16 protein-coding genes are annotated in these 24,378 nt (G+C 51.1%); all 16 read right to left on the bottom strand.

All coding sequences use genetic code 11. The features are described from left to right. Positions 1-69: 69 nt before the first annotated feature. On the bottom strand, positions 70-3,816 hold the full coding sequence (locus ASF12_RS10500) for an S-layer homology domain-containing protein (protein WP_056033720.1): 3,747 nt from the start codon (positions 3,814-3,816) through the stop codon (positions 70-72). 266 nt (positions 3,817-4,082) lie between these two features. Beyond that, complete coding sequence (locus tag ASF12_RS10495) at positions 4,083-6,059, bottom strand: AraC family transcriptional regulator (RefSeq protein ID WP_056033717.1); 1,977 nt, start codon at positions 6,057-6,059, stop codon at positions 4,083-4,085. A gap of 177 nt (positions 6,060-6,236) precedes the next feature. Further along, positions 6,237-7,328, bottom strand: a complete 1,092-nt coding sequence (locus ASF12_RS10490; RefSeq protein WP_056033712.1) for a Gfo/Idh/MocA family protein — start codon at positions 7,326-7,328, stop codon at positions 6,237-6,239. Positions 7,329-7,440: 112 nt separating this feature from the next. Beyond that, positions 7,441-8,310 carry a sugar phosphate isomerase/epimerase family protein gene (locus tag ASF12_RS10485; protein ID WP_056033709.1) on the bottom strand — a complete coding sequence of 290 codons (870 nt, stop codon included), beginning with the start codon at positions 8,308-8,310 and terminating at the stop codon, positions 7,441-7,443. Between the two features lie 24 nt (positions 8,311-8,334). Continuing rightward, complete coding sequence (locus tag ASF12_RS10480; RefSeq protein WP_056033706.1) at positions 8,335-9,870, bottom strand: ABC transporter substrate-binding protein; 1,536 nt, start codon at positions 9,868-9,870, stop codon at positions 8,335-8,337. 76 nt (positions 9,871-9,946) lie between these two features. Then, entirely contained in the window at positions 9,947-10,840 is an 894-nt protein-coding gene (locus ASF12_RS10475) for a carbohydrate ABC transporter permease (protein WP_056033703.1), read from the bottom strand. A 12-nt stretch (positions 10,841-10,852) separates the two neighbouring features. Next, positions 10,853-11,722: an ABC transporter permease gene (locus ASF12_RS10470; protein ID WP_056033917.1), complete on the bottom strand. Its 870-nt coding sequence runs from the start codon at positions 11,720-11,722 to the stop codon at positions 10,853-10,855. A 707-nt stretch (positions 11,723-12,429) separates the two neighbouring features. Beyond that, entirely contained in the window at positions 12,430-12,957 is a 528-nt protein-coding gene (locus ASF12_RS10465) for a hypothetical protein (RefSeq protein ID WP_056033700.1), read from the bottom strand. Positions 12,958-13,100: 143 nt separating this feature from the next. Further along, positions 13,101-13,619, bottom strand: a complete 519-nt coding sequence (locus tag ASF12_RS10460) for a hypothetical protein (RefSeq protein ID WP_155973029.1) — start codon at positions 13,617-13,619, stop codon at positions 13,101-13,103. 49 nt (positions 13,620-13,668) lie between these two features. Continuing rightward, on the bottom strand, positions 13,669-15,819 hold the full coding sequence (locus ASF12_RS10455) for an ABC transporter transmembrane domain-containing protein (RefSeq protein WP_056033694.1): 2,151 nt from the start codon (positions 15,817-15,819) through the stop codon (positions 13,669-13,671). Between the two features lie 207 nt (positions 15,820-16,026). After that, positions 16,027-17,655: a response regulator transcription factor gene (locus ASF12_RS10450; protein ID WP_056033692.1), complete on the bottom strand. Its 1,629-nt coding sequence runs from the start codon at positions 17,653-17,655 to the stop codon at positions 16,027-16,029. Beyond that, on the bottom strand, positions 17,652-19,397 hold the full coding sequence (locus ASF12_RS10445) for a sensor histidine kinase (protein WP_056033689.1): 1,746 nt from the start codon (positions 19,395-19,397) through the stop codon (positions 17,652-17,654). The genes ASF12_RS10450 and ASF12_RS10445 overlap by 4 nt, the downstream gene beginning before the upstream one ends. A 215-nt stretch (positions 19,398-19,612) precedes the next feature. Continuing rightward, on the bottom strand, positions 19,613-20,833 hold the full coding sequence (locus ASF12_RS10440; protein ID WP_081418741.1) for an acyl-CoA dehydrogenase family protein: 1,221 nt from the start codon (positions 20,831-20,833) through the stop codon (positions 19,613-19,615). Between the two features lie 20 nt (positions 20,834-20,853). Then, positions 20,854-22,224, bottom strand: a complete 1,371-nt coding sequence (locus tag ASF12_RS10435; protein ID WP_056033685.1) for an LLM class flavin-dependent oxidoreductase — start codon at positions 22,222-22,224, stop codon at positions 20,854-20,856. A gap of 49 nt (positions 22,225-22,273) precedes the next feature. Further along, complete coding sequence (locus tag ASF12_RS10430; RefSeq protein ID WP_056033682.1) at positions 22,274-23,263, bottom strand: ABC transporter ATP-binding protein; 990 nt, start codon at positions 23,261-23,263, stop codon at positions 22,274-22,276. Beyond that, entirely contained in the window at positions 23,247-24,350 is a 1,104-nt protein-coding gene (locus ASF12_RS10425) for an ABC transporter ATP-binding protein (protein WP_063892538.1), read from the bottom strand. Before ASF12_RS10425 ends, ASF12_RS10430 begins: the two co-directional genes overlap by 17 nt. Between the last annotated feature and the right edge of the window lie 28 nt (positions 24,351-24,378).

Genomic DNA, 24,378 nt, shown 5'->3' with positions numbered 1-24,378 from the left:
ATCGTTGAAAAATAAAGCAAAAAGAGCAAGGCTCCCCCACAATCACGGGAACCTTGCTCTTTTCTTTTTCTATTGCTCTTGCAAAAGCTTGGCAATAATTGTAGCTATTTCAGCCCGATTGATCGATTGCTCCGGTTTGATGGAACCATCTTTATAACCGCTGATCAGCCCATGCTCTGAAAGCGCTTGAACCGCTTCCGCTGCCCAAGCTGAAACGCTGTCGCTATCCTTGAAGCTGCCCTCGCCGCTAGCCGTGCCAGCAGCAAGCTGCCCCTTAATCGCACGATACAAAATGACAAAAGCTTCCTCGCGGGTAATTTCCTGATTTGGCTTAAAGCTGCCATCAGCAAATCCGCTCACAATTCCTTCATTGACCAAAGCATTTACCGAACCTGCATACCAAGCTCCTTCTGACACATCGTTAAACTTCGATGAGCCCGCAGCCGCATCCAGCTTCAATAAGCGGAAAATAATCGTCATAAACTCTGCACGATTCATCTTTCTATCCGGCTGGAATGTACCATCTGGATAACCTTTCATAAGGCCTTGGGCCGTCAGCTTGCCAATTGCCGCTCCTGCCCAGTGATTGCTGACATCCGGGAATGACGGCGGATTCGTACCTGTTCCTGGATTTGTTCCCGGATCCGTTCCTGTGCCCGGCGTAGTGCCTGGATTCGTCCCATTGCCTGAGCCGCTTCCTGAGCCTGAGCCTGGATTACTGCCAGACCCCGAGCCTGGATTCGTTCCCGGATTCGTACCCGGATCCGTCCCAGGGTTCGTTCCCGGATCCGTTCCGCCGCCGCTGCTTGCTTTGGCAGGCACGATAACGGAACGTACGATGACAGCGCTCGTCTGATCCGACAGCCGCGTCACTTCCAGCTCCAATTGAACCGTTGTCGCTTGCTCTGGCGGCGTAATCGTACCATCGGTACCAATTACCGCACTGTCGGAGGATTTGATTGCCACTGTGAAGCCTTCTGGGGCTTCCGGCAGCGTCAACTGTACCGCTCCTTGCGCTGGTGCCGCTATTTCGCCCAGACGGTTTGCCGCCTGCACTGCTGTCTGCTCCTTAGCAACAATCATAATCCAGCTAATTTGCGGATCAGGAGCGCCGCTGACCGCCCGACGAATCGTCAGCGCCAGCTTGCCGTCAGACACATTCACATCTTCGTAGCCAAGTACATCTCGCGAAGCGCTGAATGTATAGCTGTTCGTTTTAATTTCATCATTAATAATGATTTGAGCTTTGCGAGTGCCAGGATTATATTGCGACCATGGATCATACAAACCGACATAAACATCGTATTCGCCATTCGCAATATCAAAACGGTACGGCAAATCATCGCCTGTTCCAGACTTTAAATAACGCAGCGAAGCGAACAAATCGCCACTAGCCGTACCAGAGGTTAATGTATTGTTACCAACATAACCCCAATTCCGGCCATTATCCGGGTCATATTGCTGATCGATCGCTTCTTTATTAATAAGCGTATCTTCCATGTAGGAAATCATGTCGTTATAATCGGCTGTCGCCGCGCCTCCGGCATGAACGAAATAAGCGCTGCGATCTGGCACCACATAAATTTGCTGTTCAATCGTTTTGGTGCTCGCCCCGCTAAGCGTACCCTTCAGCGTCACGATGCCCGGCTTGGCGAATAGCTCCGGCGTTGCATTCCAAGCAATTGCAGCCGTCGTTTGCGAACCGCCAGACACTGTAATTTGCACCGTATCGGGCAGTACAGGCACTTTGCCAATCGAGGTTTGTGTAGGCAATGGCGTATCAATCGTAATACGTCCCATTGCACTCAGCTCATCCAGCGTCCATTCATCGCGCCAGCGCAGCGCGATTTCGTCATTTTGGCCAAATTCGATCGGCAGCCAAATGTAACGCGAATTTTTCAGGTCATTTTTGTCCCAGCGATCACCCATATAGAGGAACTTGCCCGCTGCTGGATCAATCGGAAGGACATGCGTGCTTTGCGAGCCAAACGTTGTAGAGCTGCCCGGCGCTACATCGCGCATAGGCTTCCATTCGCCGAAAATATCATCGGCAACGGTGTATTTGCCAAGGTTTGGATCCCAACCGGTTGCGCCGGACGTAATCATATAATATTTGCCTTGATATTTGAACAAGGCAGGCGCCTCGCGCTGTCCTCCCGGAAATACCCGGACGTAATCGACACCATATTCGGCTTTGTATACGGTATCGCGCTCGACATTGCCGTCTTTATGCCAACCGACAATATCGGTGTACTCTTCATTGAGCTTGGAGATGTACATCGTCATATTTTCCTCGCTGGAATACACGAGGTAAGCTGTGCCATCATCATCTTTGAACAGCGTCATGTCCCGCGCCATTCCCGGCTGATTAGGCTGCCCATTGTAGGTGGCATCCGCAGGAGCACGGTCCATCCGGTGGCTTTCGCCATAGACGAATGGTCCTGTTGGCGAATCGCTCAAAGCATACCCAGCTTCCGCCTTCGCATAGTTGGCTGTCGACGTTTCAGACGGGCCATCCGTATGCATCCACATCACGTATTTCCCGGTTGCATCATTGTAAATGACCTTTGGACGCTCGATAATGCGATTCGTCCCAATATCATTGAAAATGCTGGCTTGATCGGTTCTCCCTGCATAAAGCTGGGAAATAAGCGGATCATTCGTAAAATCATCCATCGACTCAATCGCAGTCAACGCCAGACCATGATCCTCCCAATTGTATAAATCGGTTGAGGAGTATACCCGAACGCCGCGTGCCGGCAAATAGCCATTGGTTTTATCCTCGCCATACCAATAATATTTTTGCGTATGCTCATCATAGATGATGCCGCCGCCATGCGCTTGAATAAGCGCACCGCTCGTATCATTCCATACCGCGCCCGGCTTAAACGATGTATTCGGCACATCCAGCGATAGCTGGGCAAGCGCCGCATTCAATGAAGCGATAGCCGAGCGAATCTGCTCCTGCACCGCCGGGTCCTGCATGTCTGTCCCATTCGCAGATAGTGCATCAAACACATCCGAAGCAGCAGCGATTGCATCATTCAGCACCTGTACGCTATAGCGTGTGTATTTCACATCCACCGCCTCGCTTTTTGCCTCATCCAGCTTATCTCCCAGATCGGACAATGGGATCGTGACATTCAGACGGACAATAATATAGCTAAGCATTGGATCATTATAATTGCTTAATGCTGCAGTAGCCGGACCTTGAACGCGAACCTGCATTTCATTGCCCGTTAGGCTTACATTTCGATAAGTAACCTCCTTCACTGCGTCATACTCGCCAATGCTGTATTCACCAGAGAGATTTGTTCCGTTCACAACCATATTGACGCTGCGGCCGCTCCACGGATTTTTGTATCCAAACGTAATATCATAGCGGTCTTCCGGCAGCTCGAATTTGTATTCGATCGCCTTATCCCTTACTTGCGTGCCATTATAATAACGCAGCGTCCCCAGTTTCGTAGAAGCATCGCCTGTTCTTGCAGCTGTTGTAGTCGTCACTAACCCCCATTTTTTACCAGTTACAGCATCCACTCCATATACCTGCTCGGTTACGGAGGAATACAGCCCAAACTTATCGGTGCCTTCTACTGTAGATGGCGTTGTGTCCCCTGCATTCACAAAATAAAGAATATAGTCGTTATCCTTCAATTGCTGCTCAGTAAAATCATCACGTACCGCTGCGCTCACACTAGCCGAATTGTCCCCATTTTGCAGCTCATCTGCCGCATAGGCAGGAACAGCAGACATGAGCATGGACAGCACCAATAAACAGGAGCATGCGGCCGAAAGCCATTTTCGCTTGTTCAATACGATGAATCCCCTCTCTGTATATAGATCACCCCAAGCATGTATGCGTTTACACAAAAAGTGCTGGAGCGTCACAATGGATTGTAACCAACCATTCGCAATCCTTCAATTGAACAATTCGGAGCAAGCTGAACCACTGCTGTTCCCGCAATTTGTTCACCCAAGTTTCATTTGTTCACACTGCGCTATTCGCGCATGTGAACGGGCATTCACTCATCAAAAAGCCAGCTGTTGTAGAACAGCTGGCTAGCTTTAATATAAAGTTGCTATGCCTTCGGCGCACCCTCGAGCAGCTTCTCCACGATAAAATCAAGCTGCTTGTCCAGCGAATAAATATCACTGTAATACGCAAGCCCAAATTCTATTTCAACCAAACGGCCTTCTTTTACCGCCGGGATGCTGTTCCAGATCGAGTTGTCGGATAAATCATCCATACCCATCCAAGAGGAGCGGAAAATATAATCGCCCATATATTCCGGCAGCACCTCCAGCGATACGTTTTCGCCATCGCCAACTGTTGCGACATCGATTTTATCCTGAATAACTTTCGGAGCTTTCATTCCCAGGTACTCATAAATAATTTGCGAGCCGCGGCCGTACTGCTTGCTGGCGATGACCGACATTTCCTTCTTGCCGCCTTCAATAATGGAAACCGTTTTGTCATAAACGCCTGCTGCTTTCAGCTTCTCCTTGCTCTCTTCTACTTTCTTATTGAAGTTTTCCATCAGCGTATTTACTTCCTGCTCCTTGCCGAACACCTTGCCCAGCATTTTCATTCGCTCATCCGTAGTCATTTTGTCAAACGGAATGTACACCGTCGGAGCAATATCATGCAGCTTGTTATACGTATCCTCAGAAGGAGCAATAATCAAGTCTGGATCAAGCGCCAGCACTGCCTCCTGATTCGGCTCAAACCATTGGCCAAGCGTTTCAATACCCGCAAGCTCCTGCTCGAATGCCGCTCCCTCGTACACATCGGAAATACCGACCGGCTTTACGCCCATTGCCACCACATCGCCCAGCATATAAAGCGCGACGACGCGCTTCGGCTCGGCAGGTACTTCCACATCGCCTTTCTCCGTGCTGACGATGCGTGTTGCTGCTTCCGCAGGCGACGCTTGGCCGCCGTCATTTTGCGCGGGTGACGCTGATTCCGTCGCATTGCTTGGCGAAGCAGAAGCTGCGCTGTTCGCGCTCGTATTCGCAGTGCCTGATGAGCAGGCACCTAGCAATAGCGTTAACGTAAGCAACAAGCTAATAGCAAGACCCGATGTTGTATTTCTTTTCATTCGTACAGACCCTCCACGTTTATATTGATAATGATTATCATAATTACCAATATAACGCCGCACCTTGCCCATTCCAATGGATTTTTCAGATATGATGAATGGACGATCTTCTGAAAGCCGCTTGTTGCGTTCCCGCTCCTGAAAACGAACGGGCGATAAGCCGGTATGTTTTTTGAAAATTCGGCTGAAATAATACACATCCGCGTAACCAACCTCAAGCGCAATTTCATTCAGTGCCGCATCCGTTCCAATGAGCAGCTCTGCCGCACGCTTCACCCGGATTTGAATCAAATAATGGATCGGGCTTGCTCCCGTATGCTCTTTAAAGCGCATCGATAGATGCCGGGAGCTGTAATTCAGCTTTTCACCCAGCGACTCCAGCGTAATGGCCTCCTGAAAATGATCCTCTATATAGCGTATGGCCTGCGTAACGAGGTCCGGCTTGCTTACTTTAATGCCCTGCGTCTTCATTTGCCGGAGCAGCTCATGGATAAATTGATAAAATAGCCCCTTGATCTGGATGCGATCCAGATCATCCGCTTGCTGCCACGCTTTCCGAATCAAATCCAGCGGGCGAAGCAAGGGCAGCGGCTCCTGCGGCTGAAAACCATATTGCAGCGCAAATGGCTGATGCCGTTCCATTAGCCGCGCCAGCTCTTTATTGCCCGGCAATGCATACACCGCACGGTATAAAAGCAAATAATATTCAAACTCTTCCTCCGCCCACACATCCAGCCGCATGCCCTTGCCGCCATGCAGAATATGAAACCGCTGAGCCTCATGCTCGTCGCCGTCCAGCTTCAAATGCCCAGCACCGCGCACACTGTAAATGAAGCCGCTTGACGGCAGCAAATAATCCTCCAACAGCTCCCCTGGCTGCATGACGACATGGCGAATATCCCATATTTTTATAGCCGTCTGGTTCCATAATTTTATATGTTCGTCCAGCTTCAATTCCCCAACCTCCCCACTTCCTGCCTTAAAAGAACCGCTCGATCAATCCCTTAGTCCCTTTATTATAATTGATAAACCTTCTCATTTACAATGAAAATAACTATAAGCTTCATTAATATGCAAAAAAGCCCGCAGCTTCGGCTAGGCCGATATCGCTGCGGGCTTCTTTGCATGCTTTTACATATAAATCTCTTTGCCTGTCGCTGCCGATTCGTAGATCGCTTCCAAAATTTGCGTCACCACGAAAGCCTGCTCCGGCTTCACAAGCGGCTCCCTATCATGGATAACCGCCTCCAGCCACTGCCGAGCTTCCTTCGTTCCCGGATCATTCGAGCCGGGGCCGAAATACGCAATGCCGGGACCTGCAGCCGCCTTCGTTTCCATCAGCTTGCCGAACTGGACGTTGTTGAAGATCAGCTCTCCAGCGTAATCCGCGCCTTGCTTCATCTCTGCACCGCCGTTCGTGCCGTAGAGCGATGCCTTCGCTTCCTTCACATCCGTCGTATTCAAAGCCCAGGAGCTTTCAAGGAAAATCGTTGCGCCATTTTCCATCTTAATGAGGCCAAAGGCGGAATCTTCTACCTCCAGTTCCTCTGGCTTCCACGGACCGAACATATTGCCCTCCGGCTTATCCCGCAGCTTGTAGAACACCGAGCCGCTGACGGATTTCGGCTTGTAATTGTCCATAAACCATAACGCCAAATCAAGCGCATGCGTCCCAATATCGATCAGGCAGCCGCCACCTTGCTGCTCCTTGTCGGCAAATACGCCCCATGTCGGGAGCGCCCGCCTGCGGATCGCATGGGCTTTCGCCATATACACTTCACCGAGCGCGCCTTCCCGGCAAGCTTGATGCAGCGTCTGGGAATCGTCATTCCAACGGTTTTGATAGCCAATCGTCAGCTTTTTGCCTGTCCGCTCTGCCGCATCCAGCATTTTACGCGCTTCTGCCGAGTTAATCGCCATCGGCTTCTCGCACATCACATGCTTGCCCGCCTCCAGCGCATCTACTGTAATAAAGGAATGCTGCAAATTTGGCGTCAGCACATGGATGATATCAATAGAGCTATCTTCGAGCATCTGTTTATAGTCGGTATACGTTTTGGCATCCTCTGTGCCGAACTGCTGTGCCGCTTTCTCTGCCTGCTCCGGGATAATATCACAGAATGCAACCATATCAACCAAATCGCTATTGTTTTTCAGTGACGGCATATGCTTCTGAAAGGCGATGCCTCCACAGCCTATAATACCTGCTTTCAATTTCCCCATCGTTTGCAGCCTCCTAAGGTGAAACGGCTGTCGCCGTCTTTTGGCGGCAAAGCAACCGTTTCGCGATGAAATATAAGCATAGTTATAAATGTGAGCATATAAATTCTTATATTTAAATGAATGTGCGCAAATAGTCAAGATCGTTGCGGACGCTGGCAAGCTTATCCGCTGATTTCCCTTCATTTTCAACCAATGCGTATTTCACATGGCCAAGCTCCTTAATCCTCCCATACACATGGGCAAAATCGAAAGCTCCTGTACCGAGATCGACAAAGTCCGAAGGCACGATATATTTGCGGTAAACATCCATCAGCCCAAGCCCTTCGTCGCCGTTCGCTTGAATCGATTCGAATAAATTAAGCGGGCCGGACAGCTGCTTGCTGAAATCCTTCTGATGAATCATATCGCATCGGTCGCCGACTCGCTCCATTACTGCTATGGGATCAACCCCGGCCCGCATCACCCACACGAGATCAAGCTCGAATTTTAAATGCAACGGATCGGTATGTGCGGCGAGGATATCAAACAGCGTCGTATCGCCATCCGCCTTAAATTCATGGGCGTGATTATGGAGGTAAAGCTGGAAGCCGCGCTGTGCAAGCTTGCCGCCAAGCTGCTCCAGCTGCTCGGCGAGACGCAGCGTGCTGTCACGGTCGTCCATCCATACGGATGGCAGCACCAGCGACCTACAGCCAAGCTGTTCATAATAATCCATCAGCTCATCCCAACGATGGGCGAGCAGCTCCTCGCCAGGCATCGGCCCCTCATGGGCTGCGATGGCCTTTAGGCCGGAGGCCGCCAGCTCGGCGGCAACCTCCTTGGCCGGAAACTCATCGCTGAACCGCGACATTTTCACCATATTGAAGCCTAGCATTTCCAGATGGGTATAGCCTGCTTCCGCAAGCTTGCGCAAAGTGCCGTAATAATCTTGAGCAAGCTGCTCATGGACGGAATAAATGTTAATGCCTGCTTGAATGCTCATGCCAGACCTTCACTCCTTCAAATATTATTTATTGGCTGCCGCCCACTCATCCAGCTGCTTTTGTTTTTCGGCCACGATTTTATCCATGCCTGCAGATTTCAGCTTCGCAATGTACTCCGGCAAATATTTGTCCGGATCAAGCGTACCGTTTTCCAAACCAATCTTGAATTGCTCCTTCACGTTCTGAACAGCCGCCACTTCTGTTTTGACAGGGTCTGCTGTAAAGCTGAAGCCAAGCGCTTTCGATTTAACCGCCGATTTATTGAACTCATCAAGCTTCGTCCACAGATCTGCGCTGTCCCCTTCCCAAATATGGGAAAGCAATTGATTGCCCCACATCCAGCCATGCGTCGGGTTGTAAGTCGAGCTGGAGGAATCTACGCCTGCCGGGAAGCCGATAATATTGCCCTCTTTCACTTCATAGTGCTTGCCTTTAATGCCGTAGTCGATCAGGTTCACAAGGTCAGCGTCCGAGTAAAGCAGGTTCAGGAACATCATCGCGCGCTCAGGGTCCTCGGAGTTTCTTGCAATGCCAAACATAATGTTAGCGATCGAGGAAGTCGTCGAAATCGCTGGAGAAATGCGTGCTGCAACGAGCGGTGTACCTGTAAGCAGCGACTCCTTGCTCTCATAGCCAGGCTTCATATGCGCCATGAAAGCAAACGCCTTGTTAGCCTTGATCAACTGCTCCGAAGTCGTTTGATTCGTCGAAATATCTTTAGGAATAAAGCCCGCGTTGTACCAATCTCTTGCTTTTTTCACCAAGCTCGCATATTCAGGCGTTTCATACCAGTTTACGACTTTCAGCTCGCCATCAAAGCCGACCAGTACACCATTCTCGTCGCCAAGCGGGTCGATGACGCTGCCCACCATCGATTGGATAACCGAGAAGCTTGGGCCTTCCGGCAATACAGCTGCCATGCCCGGCTCATTATCTTTAATCGTTTGGTAAACAGCCGTCAAATCATCCATCGTCTTAATTGCATTGACATCAATTTTGTATTTATCTACGATGTCTTGGCGCATAACGAGGCCATAATCTGCTGCCCAGTCACGCACGCTTGGAATAGCGTAAATTTTTCCATTCGAGGAGCCGGCTTTAATGACATCTCCGCCAACAACCTTTTGAATATCTTGTCCGTATTTTGCCAGGAGGTCATCCATCTCTACGAGCTGGCCCTTAGCAGCCTGCGTGCCAAAGTTAAGTCCTGTGCCCGTTACGAGAATATCCAGCGGCTCATTGCCCGCAAGCATCAGGTTCATCTGCTGCTGCCATGCCCCGATATCAATAGGAAGGAATTTAACGGTTGCATTGATTTTAGCTTGGGTAATTTTATTGACTTCGGCTTGAACCTCAGCCAAATCCTTCGTATTGCCGATGCTTAAGAAAGCCACCGTCATTTCATAAGGCTTGAGTTCAGACGCTCCGCCTGTTTCTCCACCTGCAGCATTCGTTGCTCCGGCATTCGATGTTGAACCGCCGCTGTTGCCGCCACATGCTGCAAGCACCAGCATAACCGTCAGCAGCAGCGCCACTATTCCATTTGTCCGTTTTCTCATCTCTGCAACCTCCCTGTTTGTTCAAGCTTGTATGCTAACCGGCTGAAAGCCGTGTGTAGCCAGACGTTTAACAGCATTAACCTTTAACAGCACCAATAACAAGCCCTTTGACGAAATATTTTTGGAAAAAAGGGTACGCACACAGCAGCGGCACTACGCCGATAACCGCCATGGCCATCCTTACCGTTTCCAGCGGAATTTGCGCACTCGCTACTTCCCCCGCATTCAGCGTTGAGGCGTTGTTCTGAATAAACTGGGCGTTGAGCAAAATCCGGTTCAGCAGGTTTTGCAAGCTGAACAGCTTGCTGTCGGTAATATAAATGAGCCCGTTAAACCAGTCGTTCCAATAGCCAATCGTCTGCATAAGGCCAATCGTTGCGAGGATCGGCAGCGACAGCGGCAAAATCATCTTGAAGAAAATTTTGAATTCTCCAGCGCCGTCAATAGAAGCGGATTCAATAATCGCATGCGGGATCGAATTTTGGAAAAACGTCCGCATAATGAGGACGAAGAAACCATTCGTCAGCAAGCCTGGAATAATTAGCGCCAGCAGAGAGTTTTTCATATCGAATACTTGCGTGTAAATCAGATAAGTCGGTACGAGTCCGCCATTGAACAGCATCGTGAAAAAGACGTAAAAGGCGAGCTGCTTTTTCATTGGCATATCGCTGCGCGACATCGGGTAGGACAACAACGCGGATATCGACAGCCCGATGAACGTTCCAATTAACGTGACGAAGATCGTAATGCCGTATGAACGCGTAATATTTTCAGCATCATTCCATAAAAACTTGTAAGCATCCAGACTCCACTCGCTAGGGAATAAGGAATAACCATCTTTGACAATGGAAGCTTCGCTCGTAAAGGAAGTTGTCAGCAGCAGCACGAATGGCATAAGACACATGAGCACTACAGCGATAAAGAAAATATGAATCGCGACTTGAAATATTTTTTCCTTCGTATTTACCATGGCCCTAACCTCCTAGAACAGCGCATTGTCGCGGTTTCGTTTACTTACAATATAGTTGGACAGCAGCACGAGCACGAAGCCAACAACGGATTGGTACAAGCCTGCAGCTGAGGACATCCCGATATCGCCAAGATTAATGAGCGCGCGGTACACATACGTATCAACAACGTTCGTTGTGGAAAGCAGCTCGCCGGTATTGAGCGGTACTTGATAGAATAAACCAAAATCCGAGTAGAAAATACGTCCAATTTGCAGCAGCGTCATGATCGTAATAACAGGTGCTATAAGCGGAATCGTAATTTGCGTAATTTGGCGCCATTTGCCTGCTCCATCGATGGTAGCGGCTTCATAATATTCCGGATCAATGCCGATGATCGCTGCAAGATAGATAATGCAGAGGTAGCCGACATTTTTCCAAACGTTAACGATGACTAGAATGACCGGCCAATATTTAGGCTCGCTATACCATGAGATAGGATCAATTCCGAAGAGCGGAAGGATCTGTTTATTTATGAATCCGGTTTCACCACTCAGCATGGCGAGTACCAAATAACCGACAATAACCATTGAGATCAAATAAGGAATGAGCACGATACTTTGATAAAAACGGGCGGCCACTTTTTTCTTCACTTCATTAAGCAAGATGGCAATGCCCACCGCTATAATCAGGTTTAGTATGATAAAAGATATGTTGTAGAGCAGCGTATTGCGGGTAATAATCCAAGCATCTTCGGTTTTGAACAAGTATTCAAAGTTTTTAAGGCCGATCCAATCGCTGGCCAAAATGCCTTTGGCAAAGTTGACATCCTTGAAAGCAATAATGAGCCCCAGCATCGGCAAGTAATTGTTAATGAACAAATAGATGACTCCGGGAATAATCATAATGAATAATGGTGCGTAACGTTTCAGCCTTTTCAATACGGGATTTTGCGCCCGTCTTACTTCCGTCTGCTGCTCCGCTGGTTTTGCTGTCGCTGTGCTTGCAGTCGTCGCCATCGCGGTTCCCCCTTCACTTCTTCTACCTCTATCTTAGTTTTTCGCGGGCAAGCACACTACGACTAAACCGACTTCTTCGTTGTCATCTTCCGACATCTTGATAGAGCGGAACAAGGTGAAACGGTTGTCGACGTCCTTCGGCGGCGCGGCGCGTTTCAGTCCGAGAAATATAGAGAAGGGATAAAAAAAACATATCCTTTCCTATATTTGAACAAAGGCATCTGCTTTTAATAAATAGCTAAAAAGCCTGCCCTATACGATTGCGCGTACAGAGCAGGCTTCTTCTAGGCCTCTATATGGTTCTATAATTTCTAGCTATCGCAAGCTTCTCTGGCCAAAAAAGGATGAGCAGCCTTATGCTTGTGCTCTCAAGGCTTCATTTGCTTGAACGATTTTGCCAAAACCGCTGCCTTTCTTGATATCTTTCTTACCAAATCCAATTGGTGGGATCATGTGCTCGCCTCCGTTCATGATTCATTTCACTATCACTTGTAGGGAGCGCCTCTGTGAGCGCTAAATAATCAAAAGCTTGCTGCATGATAGATTAGCTGTTTGGGAAAGTAATACATACGGATAACCTTCATTATCAAAGGTTAGGGGCGAGTCCTAGCAGCTCGTTTCTGAACGTAGCCTTCGAGCTCGCTAAAGGGGATTTTGTAAAGCATAAGATGATTTACGGGTGACTTCGATGCGCCTTGCAGCGCTGTAAATTTGGACAGCAGCCTGTCAAGCTGGCGATCATCCGCCCTCACCCAAAACTGTACCTGTTGGACGCCAGGGCTCGATTCCTTCATTAATTCAATGAGCGCATTCAAGCCGTGCGCAAACAGCCTGGTGCCACGATATTCCTTGCGGATAAAAGCAATCTCGATCTGGCAAATATGCTGATCCTCATAATCATGCTCGCCCGTCCCGCAGACGAAGCCCGCAGCGCCGGCAATCTCGTAAGGCTCCTCCCTAAAAAGCAGCAGGCCTTTGCCCAAAATGAGCGGTCCTCCCATAAAGCTCAGCTTCATCGGGAAGGAATAAGGCAGATTCAGTTCAGCATGATGCTGAATCAGAAACGCAGCGTACGCCTCTTCATCCATTTCAAGCGCACAGGGACGAAATATAAACGACATTAGTTCGCTTGGGCTCTCAATGCTTCATTAACCTTAACAATCTTGCCGAAACCGCTGCCTTTTTTAATGTCTTTGTTGCCAAATCCGCGTGGTGGAATCATTTGTCCGCCTCCATTCTTAGTTAATTTTTCCTACAAAAACGATTATACTGGATTGGTTTTTCTTAGCATAGTACCAATTTTTCTAATTTCACCGCTAAAAACCGTTTCTTCTCCAAGCGCTCCCTCGCGCTTGTACTTCTCTTGTACAAACTTGGCATACATCCGGCAAAGCCGTTTATTTTCCGACAAGGCTGCGAGGCTCAGCTCCTGTACCTCCGGTCGACTCTCCAACACGTGATGGACTAGAAAATTCAGCCCTTCTGCGAACAAGCGCGTTCCCCGATGCTTTTGCTCAACAATGACCATATCCACAAAAACAACTTCCTTATTCTGAAAATCCTGCTCCGGCGTCCCATAATAAAAACCGGAAATGCTATTTACCTGGTGCAGCTCATCCAATCCTACAATGATCTGCCCCTCCGTCAAATAAGCGTACAGCAGCGACAACGTGTCCATTGTCGTATAAGCGGGATGCAAATCCCGCCTGTGCTTCAACAGAAACAAGCTGGCCTTTGCATAATCCTCATCATTTTCACACCGTTTAAAATACGCCATTGCCACCTAAAATCCCCCTCTCTGCACCTGAAAATGTTCCTGCTCTGCCGCTGCGCTACATTCTTTGCTGAAGCGTTTGCTCCAGCATATGCAGCAGCTGCGGATGCTCCTTCGTCAGCCGATGGAACGCTTCGCGGCGCATCGACAGCAGGACGCCGGAACCGGCTGCCTTTACCGTGGCGGTGCGCGGAATGTTCCGCAGCAGGGCAATTTCTCCGAAATGGTCGCCGTCCTGCAATACAGCTACCTTCTTGTCCTCTTGACCCTCAAACGCCTTCCATATTTCAAAAATGCCGCGAACGATAATATAAAACTTATCGCCCTCCTCGCCTTCCCGTACAACCGCTTCGCCTTCCCTGCACGTTTCGGAGGTGAATAATTCAGCTGCGCCTTCCAGCAGCTCGGGAGCCATTCCGGCAAAAAACGGCAGCTTCGCAAGCCGTTCTCCTCTCACCGAGGCATGCCGTCCATCTCCCGATACATGGAAGCCGTGCTGCTTCTCCCATAGGCTGCTGTAAAGCCCTTGCTCCCTAAGCAGCTGCTGATGGGAACCGTTCTCTGCCACTTGACCGCCCTGAAATACATAAATTTGATCCGCATTTACGACAGAGGAGAGCCGATGGGTAACTGCTACGATCGTACGAGTACCCTTTAATTGTTCAATAAGGTGGTTAATGTCCGCCTCAGCTGCCGGGTCCAGCGCCGATGTTACTTCATCCAGCAGCAGCAGCTGCGGCCTGCGAAGCAGAGCGCGTGCAATGGCAATGCGCTGCCGCTCCCCGCCTGATAAGGAGCCGCCTTCATGGCGAATCCAGGTGTCGTAGCCATCCGGCCAGCCTGCTATGGTATCGTGGATGCCCGCCTGCTTTGCAGCTGCAATCATGTCCGCTTCCGCGATATCGTCGCCAAGCAGCAGGTTTTCCCTCACCGTCATATGGAACAAAAACGTGTCCTGCGAAACAAGCGCAGCACGCTGTCTAAGCGAGGCTTCGCTAATGTCCTGAATGGGGAAATCTTGGATAAATATATTTCCCTGCTGGGGATCATAAAAGCGGGAGAGCAGCTGGAGCGCTGTGCTTTTGCCCGATCCGCTGGGGCCAACGAAAGCAACATAGCTGCCAGCTTCGATCTGGAGGCTGACGTCTTTCAGCTGCGGAATGCCCGCGTTGTAGCCAAAGGTGACCTGCTCCATGCGCAGGGACAAGCTCGTATCCGGCAGTAATGCAGGATGCTCAGCTGCTGGCAAATCTGGCTTGCAGGCCATCATTTCATCGATGCGCTGGAAGCTGATGTTTGATTCGATTAATTGGGGAAGGAGAAAGGCCAAATTCGAGCCCGACTGCCCCACGCTCATAAACAAGGTGAAGAAGGCGATAAAACCGCCAACAGTCATCGCATCATGAAAAATTAAATAACCGCCGAAGCCCATCATAATTCCGTTGAGCAGCAGCAAAGCCGTTAAAGGCAGCCGTTCCATTAAAGAATTGCTCATATGAAGATTCATGCCTGTCTTAAACAAAGCCGCAATTTTGTTGTCGCCCCTTATGCGAAACCGGTTTTGCTGATGCAGGCCCCGAATCGTTTTGTGCCCCTTGGCCATCTCATCGATCATATTGGAGAAGCGCTCCTGCGCCTCCTTGTACTCCCGATTCGCCCGCTCCGAGCGCTTCTGCACAAGCTGCGGCAGCACAAACATGAGAACCGAGCCCGCGAGCATGGCAAGCGTCAGCCTCCATTCCAGCGTAAACAGCATCATGAGCCCAAGCGCTACAGCAAGCAATTCTTTGAGCAGCATCGGGCTGGAGCCGCGAATCACCCGTTCAATGGAGCCCATATCAGCCGAGAAGCGGGTCACCAAATCACCAACCCGATAACGCTCGTAGAAGGGCAAGGACTGGAGCTGGATATGAGCAAACAGCTCTGTTCGCAGCTTGCGAACGACCTCTCCAGCCAGCCTGCCTAATGAATAGTCCGACACTGCACCGGCAATGACATTCAAGATGCCCCCGCCGAGCAGAATAAGCAAAATGATAATAAACGCCTGTAAGTTTCGCGGTGTAAAAGCTTCATCCACCAAATATTTCAAGCTAAGCGGCGAAGCCACTGTATAGGCTACTTCTATTAATAGTGTGAATAAGAATACGCTGCTCAGCAGCTTGTATTCGGCAAATCGGCGCATTATTTTGATCATTGCTTGCAAATCCACCAGCACCTCCGCCCTAAGTCTGATCTATTTATAGTTGAATACTGGAAAAAAAGCAATACTAATTCGCGCTCGCCCGGATGCTTTTTGGTAAACGCACAAAACCCTCCATTCCACAGCGGATGGACGATGGCTTACTGCTTGCCAGGCGCCTCGCTACCCGTGGAACTGAAGGGTTATTTTAGATTCGTAAGAGGAGAAGGGGAAAATTCAGCTTCCCTTGGCCTGCCCACTTTGCTGGAGCTTGCGATATTCCTGCGGCCCGACCGAGGTCGCTTTTTTGAACATTTTCGAAAAATGCGAATAGTTGCCGTAGCCCAGCTCATAGGCAATGCTTGTTATCGCCAGCTCCGTCTTCGCCAGCATTTGCTTGGCGAGCGCTACCCGCTCCTGCAGCAAATATTCGGAAATCGTCAGCCCTGTATCCTTCTTGAACAGGCGGGCCAAATAATCCGGATGCAGGCATACATGGCTGGCAATATCCTCACGCGATAGATCATCGCTCATATGCTTGGCGATGTAATGCTTGACCTTGTCGACGACGGTCTGCGTCTCGTCTACGCTATTCAGATTGCCGCTGACCTCATGGATAAGCACAGCTACCCACTCCGACAAATCAGTAATAGACCGGGTTACGGCATCTACCCGCTTCATCAATACCATCGCGGAAAATACCTGATGCGCCCGCAGTCCCTTGGCATGCAGCACCTGATGCACCATTTGCAGAAAATCCTCATAAAAGCTGCGCAGCCACCTGGCATCCGCCTGCCCCGACTGCTTAACGCCGTCCAAGTATTGAGCGATTTCCTCCAGCATTTCCTTCCCGCAACCAAGCTTGAGCATTTCCGCCCAGCCGCTCATCACAGGAAGCGGGGCAACATCCGTGCTGACGTCGCAATTGACGGGGCTAAGCCTTTCGTTCGTGCGCGTTACATTGCGCGACTCCATCTCAACAAGCTGCTCGTACATCTCGCATATTTCCTCTACTGGTACTGAGCTTCCCATATAGCAGCACAAGTCGCAGAAAAAATAACGATTGCACGCCTCGATATAGGAATCGATCTGCTCATGCAGCTGCTCGCCTTCCCCCTCCTGGCGAATAGGCAGCAGCGCGAGCAGCGCCCCGCTGCGCACCTGAACAATTCGCCCGAGTCCGGACCTCGCGAGTATCATTTCCTCAAAGGAATTGCGCAGCGCATATTCCATGATCTTCTCCTCGCGCAGCGTCAGCTCCTTGTGCCAGCGCTGGACGCTAATGAGCACCGGCTTATAGAGCGGCAGCTCCTCATAAGCAATGTTATGCTTCGCCAGCGCCTCTCGTATGCCGTCCTTCGTCGAAGGGATCGAGCGGCTCAGCAAATCCTGCCAGAAGCGCTCCATAAACATCGGCTGATAAGATTCCCATAGCCGGTAATAATGCTCGTACATGTCTGCAAATTGCAGCTTCTCGCGATCAAGATCGGCTTTCGCCAGCTTGTCCAGCGCGCGCTTGACCGTGCTGGCCAGCTCGGGGTAGCGGACGGGCTTGAGCATATAATCGCAGCTGCCTAGCTGAATTGCTTTTTGCGCATAGGAGAAATCAGCATGGCAAGTAAGAAACATAGCCTCTGTCTGCGGGTAATGGATTTTCACCCAATCGAGCAGCTCGAAGCCGTTGCCCTGCGGCATTTCAATATCGCAAATAAGCACATCGATTTTGCTGTCGCTCATAATTTCCTTAGCCGTTCGGATATTGTAAGCTTCATGCACAACCGATATGCCAAGCTCCTCCCATTCGACGCCTGCCTTAATGCCCCGCACCGCATGCCGCTCATCATCGACAATTAACAGCTGTCTCATCCTCGTCGTCCCCCTGTCTCTTCTGGTTGCATCGGCAGCCACAGCTCTACGATCGCCCCTTGACCTGAGCTGCCGCTTAGTGCCATGCGTGCTGCATCTTGATAAAGCAGTCCTAGCCGCTGCTTCACATTTTGAATGCCGATATGATCGCCTTCTTCATTGCTCAGCTCCATATCTCGCTGGAGAAGTGCCAGCACCTGCGGCGGGAAGCCTTCCCCCGTATCCTCGATGCGGACATAAAGCGTATCTTCATTGTGCGCTTTGGCAGTAACGGCAATGTGAACCTGCGTATCCGTATTTACCGCATGCTTAATTGTATTTTCCACAAACGATTGAATGACTAGCGGCGGGATAGGCACCCTGCCAAGACTGTCATCCGTATGGAAAGCGAAGGTCAAATCGCCCGGAAAGCGCATTTCCTGAATGCGTAAATAATTCATCGTATGGGCAAGCTCATCAGATAGAGACACGAACGACAGATTGCTGCGGAACATAAACCGGAAATATTGGACCAGGCAATGCGTCATTTCCTGAATAAGGTGATAATCCTTCACTTGGGCCAAATTATAAACAATGTTAAGCGAGTTAAGAAAAAAATGAGGATTGATTTGCAGCTGTAAATGCTTAAGCTGTGCTTTTTTGTTATTCAGCTGCTCCTCCAGCACATTAACCTTGAGCTCCTTAATTTGCGTAATCATGCGGTTGAACGATTCGTTCATCACCTCAAATTCAAATGTGGAGGACGGTTTCGTGATCCGCACATCGAGATTGCCGTCTTCGATGCGGCGCATCGCCATAATAATACGATTGACTGGAACAAGCACCAGCTTGCGCAGCAGCAGCAAAATAATCGGCAAAATGATAATGGCCCCAAAGGAGATGAGCGAGACGATGCTGCGCAAAAAGGGAAGCTTCTCCAGCACAACGCTGTCGGGAATGAGGGCGACCAGCCCAAAGCGGCCTCGTGAGGAGCGCTCGCCGACTGCGATAAATTGGTCATCGCTTCCCGTAAGCTGATAGCCTTCGTTCCCGCTGCCGCTAGGTTCAATCGAGATGCCGCCATCCAGCGGCGTATCAATAATGGGCTTCATACGGTCATCCGTCAGAAAGGCCCGGCCCTTTTCACCCAAATCAATTAAATGCAGCGGCACCATTAGCTGATCTACATTGCCCATCGCGCCTATATAAATGTCGCCGTATTGAATGACATAAGCTAAATAATCACCGTCCGCCATATGCTGGACGAACCAGTCCTTCTGCAGCGGCTTCTTGGCAAGCTTGATCATTTCTACAATGTTCTGCTCCATCACGGTTCCGGTGGCATAATCCGGCGCAACGCCAAACACGCTCATCAAATCATCATTCTCCGGCGAATAAATGAAGAACATATCCATCGACTTATAATTGGGCAATTCATTCCTCAATTGGTTTCTCAGCTGGATTTTCTCGAACGCATAGCCGTCGGGATTTTGCTCCCGCGGCTGCTCCAGTACGAGCAGGCCAGTCTCCATCGCCGCTATATTAAACAAATATTTCTCCACATCCTCCAAATTGCGGTCAATTTGGCCCATATAGAGGCTGATCAGATTTTTATTGGACTGGGCGACCTGATTCCGTACGACATTAATCGCATACAGATTGTTGTAGATCATGAAGGATACAATCGGAATGACAAGCAGCAGGAAACCGAACAAGAGCTTAAAGCGGAGCGTGCGATAAAAAAACGGATGTCTGATTTTCATGCTTTACCCCTCTCTCTTCTGCCGCTTGATCAAAGTATAGTATTTTTTGCAAGCGTTTTCAATAATATCATTATTCCTGCTTGCTTCTTCAGGCCTAGCTGGCCTAGCTAAACACTAGCTGAACACAAATAAGGAAGACCTTCCAAATGGGACATTCGGAGTGCTTCCTTGTTTATGCTTGTTCGTGCTTCATTGCGATTGATTGTATCTCCAAGCTATAGTCCCAGCTCATGCCTTCCCGCCGCCTCGCGCTGCTTGTCTACCGGGTCATGCAGCGTGAGCGTTCTGGCGTTGCGGTAATAGCGGTCGAAATTGCAGCTTCTCGTCGCTGAGCGGGCACCCATAATTTGAAAAATCGCATTCGTTACGTCGAGCGCGGTGTCGGTCGCGATGATTTTGGCATGGGACGCCGCTGCTTGAACAGCCCTGTGCAGTTCCGGCTCTCCTTGCCGTTCATTGACTGCTTGCAGCAGACGTGCGCCGCGAACTACCAGCTGCTGCGCGGAGGAGAGCTTGGCCGCCATTTCGCCTACCCGGAGCTGCGCAATCGGGTCCTCAGCCGCCGTCTTGGCCTCTGACCAAGGCCTTGCTTTCTCCTTCAAATAGTCAACAGCCTCCCGAAAAGCGCCAATCGCAATCCCGACATATTGGGCCGCAAAATGAATATGAAACTGTGCTGCAAAAAAAGGCACATGGGCGGCATAAGCGCCTGGCCCTCCCATTACATGCGCTTCTGGAATAAAAGCGTCCTCCGCAATGACGGTGCCGCTTCCGGTGCCGCGCTGCCCGATGCCGTCCCAATCATCATGGATCGTAATGCCCGCTCCATTAAGCTCCGCTATAGGCATCATATACCGTTCATCCTGATTGCCCGGCGCATCCTCGGACACCGAGCGCCAGAACGCCCATTTTGCGCCGGGCGAGCCGGTTGCAAAAATCTTTTTTCCATTCAGCCGGTAGCCGCCCTCTACTTTACGAAGCGTATTAGCCAGTACGAAACGATTCGCCCCTGCCTCGCTCCCAAAACTCCCGAATAGGTGGCCGCGCTGGACTTCCTCGAAAAAAAATCGCTGCTGCCCCGCATCCCCCATCGCATGCACCAGCTGTACCCCCGTATTGTGCAAGGCAAATACTTGCGAGGTGGACGAGCACCAGGAAGCCAGCTCCATCAGCGCCAATACGAGCAGCACAGCATCTCCCTTGTAGCCAGCGCCGAAGCCGCCGAACGCCTCAGGAACAGACAGATTTTGCAAGCCTTCGCTCTTAAGCGCAGCGAGCGAGGAATAAGGATACGCGCCTTCGTTATCCACCTGCTTGGCGGCGGGCCCAATGCTTTGCTTGCCTATTCGGCGAAGCTGGGCGAGAAGCTCCGCTTGGCGCTGCGTGTATTCGGTCTGCTCCACAAGCTGGAGGAGCACCTCGTCGTTAAACATCATCGTCTCCTACTTTCCTTCGATTAGACAAGGGCGGCCGGCGTGCGGAACGAAGCGCCTGGATGATGCTCCGGCAGTCGCGCCTCACCCTTGCCGAACAACCGCTCGCGGAGCGTGCCTGCTTCGTAATCGGTTTTGAACAGCCCGCGTTTTTGCAGCTCCGGGATGACCAGGTCGACAAAATCGACATAGGAGCCTGGCAGCACATACGGCTCCAGATTAAAGCCGTCCACGTCCGTTTCCTCCGTCCAGCGTTCGATTTGATCGGCAACGTCTTCTGGCGTACCGACAACGGTCAGTCCGCGGAAGCCCTTTTGCACAAAATCGTCCATGACCTCCTGCACCGTCTTCTTCGTCTTGCTGTGCTTCGTAAAACGGTCGGTATGCGTTTGGCCCATTTCGGTATGAATATTTTCAAAATAGGCGTTCGGATCAAGCTGCGTCAGGTCGATTCCCGTCACACCAGCGTAGCTGGATAGCGTCGCTTCTGCGCTCTGATGCTGCATATACTCGTCGAATTTGCGCTGCGCCTCCTCGCGCGTCTTTGCCACTACAACCGACAGCCCGGTGAACACTTTCACTGCTGCCGGATCGCGTCCATATTCTGCGGCCCGCCTGCGAATATCAGCGATCTGGTCCCGAAGCACCTCCGTCGTCGGCGCCTTGAGGAAGATGCCCTCCGCGTGCCTCGCGGCGAAAGCGCGTCCCCTTCCGGAGCTGCCCGCCTGAAAAATAACCGGCGTCCGCTGCGGGGAAGGCGTCGAAGCATGGTACCCCTCCGACTTGAAATATTTCCCTTCATGCTTCACCTTATGAACCTTCTGCGGATCAGCAAATATCCGCTTCTCGCGATCAACGAGCAGCGCATCGTCCTGCCAGCTGCCCTCCCAATACTTATAGCTGACATCCATATATTCATCAGCCATATCGTAACGCTCATCATGCGGCAGAAACTCGCTTCTGCCGAACAAATCGGCGGCCGATTTGCTGCTCGTCGTCACGACGTTCCAGCCGATTCTCCCCTTCGTAATATGATCCAGCGTTGAAAATCTGCGCGCATTCGCATAAGGAGCCTCATACGTCGTCGAGGTCGTCATCGTAAAAGCGAGGTGCTCAGTCGCCTGCGCAAGCGCTGGAATGAGCAGCATCGGGTCATTGCCTACTGCACCCGATGCCTCGCGGAACGCAAGCTCGGTCCTCTCCTTCGGATAGCCGTAGCTGTCAGCGAAAAACATAAAATCAAACTTGCCCCGCTCCAAAGTCCGGGCGATGTCGATCCAATAATCAATGCTGTTATAATGAATGCGATTTTGCTCGGGATGCGTCCAGATGCCTTGGGTCAAATGATTGACGGCATTCACCTCAAATACGCCCAAATGAATTTTTTTCTTCATCGTCTACTCTCTCCTATCCCTCAATAGCTTAGCTTGTGTGCAAGTGGCCTTACGCAAGATGGCACGCTGCAAAATGGCCCGGCGCAACCTCCCGCTTGAGCGGCACCTGCTTCCGGCAGGTCTCAACCGCATACGGGCAGCGCGGATGAAAAGCACAGCCGCTGACCGTCTCCAGCGGAGATGGAATGTCGCCCTGCAAAATCATCCGCTCCTTCTTTATTGCAGGGTCGGGAATCGGCACAGCGGACAGCAGCACCTGCGTGTAAGGATGCAGCGGCTGGGCGAACAGGTCGTCCGTTCTGGCCTCCTCGACCATTTTGCCTAAATACATGACGCCAATGCGATCAGATATATGGCGGATGACGCCAATATCGTGGGCGATAAATAAATACGTCAGCTTTAATTCCCGCTGCAGCTTGCGCATCAGGTTAATGATTTGCGATTGAATGATGACGTCCAGCGCCGAAACGGGCTCATCGCAGATGACGAGCCGCGGCTCAAGAATAAGAGCCCGGGCGAGTCCAATCCGCTGGCGCTGGCCGCCGGACAGCTCATGCGGCAGCCGGTCATAATGCTCCTCCTGCAAGCCCACCGTCTCCAGCATCCGCAGCGCAAGCTCCGTTCGTTCCTGCGGGCTGCCTATTCCGTGAATGATGAGCGGCTCTTCCAGCGTTCTGCCGATGGTCTTGCGGGGATTCAGCGAGGAATACGGGTCCTGAAAAACCATCTGGAGCTGCCGGCGGCTTGCCCGAAGCTGGCGGCTCGGCATGCGGTTTAAATCCTCGCCCTGGTACAGCGCTTCTCCGGCAGTAGGCTCAACGAGACGCAGCAGCGCCTTGCCGAGCGTGCTTTTGCCGCAGCCCGATTCCCCGACCAGCCCGTAGGTTTCCCCTTCATAAATGTGAAAGGAAACATCATCAACGGCTTTAACGAGACTTTTGCGAAAGGATGCCGGACGCTTCGTACTATAATGCTTGGATAAGCCTTTCACTTCCAGCAGCGGCATGGGCCCGCCTTCCTGTTCATGGATAGATGGCATGCTGCACGCCTCCTTTCGCTTCGACTCTTTCGGATGCTTCGGCTGACTCAGTTGTTTCAGCTGCTACGACTGCTCTAGCTGCTTCAGTTGCTTCGAACGCTTCAGCCAAAGTACCGGCATGCCAGCAGCGCACCATCGTTCCACTGGCAGCATCGCGCGTTAATTCCGGCACATGCTTGCGGCACTGGTCGTCTGCATAGGCGCAGCGCGGCGCAAAGCGGCAGCCCGTCGGTACATTCGATAGCGAAGGCACACTGCCTTCAATCACTTGCAAATCCTGCGTTCTGTCTCCATCCATTCGCGGTATGGCCCCCATCAGACCAATCGTATACGGATGCAGCGGACGGGCGAATAAGGTGGCGACATCAGCCATTTCAACGACCTGCCCCAAATACATGACAACGACGCGCTGGCATGTTTCCGCGACGACACCCAGATCATGGGTGATGAGCAGAACACTCATTGCCAGCTTGCGATTCAGCTCTGTTATCAGCTCCATAATTTGCGCTTGAATCGTCACATCCAGCGCTGTCGTCGGCTCGTCGGCAATAAGCAGCTGCGGCTCGCAGGCCAGTGCAATCGCAATCATGACGCGCTGGCGCATGCCTCCAGAAAGCTGGTGGGGATACTCCCACACCCGCTGCTCCGGCGAAGGAATGCCCGTCAGCTTTAGCAGCTCGATCGCTTTGCGAACCGCCTCCTTGCGTCTGATTTTCTGATGCAGCACTATAGCCTCGATAATTTGCTCGCCAATGGTGTATACCGGATTGAGCGAGCTAAGCGGGTCTTGGAAGATCATCGCAATTTCATTGCCCCGAATTTCCCGCATTTGCCGCTGCTTCAGCTCAAGCAGATTGCTGCCTGCAAATCGGATTTCCCCTTCATAGCTCACGTCATGCTTCTCATCGAGCAGCCGCAGCACGGACTGGGCAGTGACGCTTTTGCCGCATCCGGATTCTCCGACAACGCCGACGATTTCCCCACGCCTAACATCAAAGGAAACGCCATCGACTGCGGCCAGCTTCCCGCGTGCTGTATGAAAATAAGTTCGTAAAGCTTTAACCTCAAGCAAAAGCTCCTCCGGCATTTCTTCCACCCTCCTTAGTCGGACTCCA

It is taken from the genome of Paenibacillus sp. Leaf72 (assembly GCF_001422685.1).
GTDB lineage: Bacteria > Bacillota > Bacilli > Paenibacillales > Paenibacillaceae > Pristimantibacillus.
The sequence above is the reverse complement of the archived record's forward strand: the minus strand, read 5'-3'. Positions and strand labels throughout refer to the sequence as shown.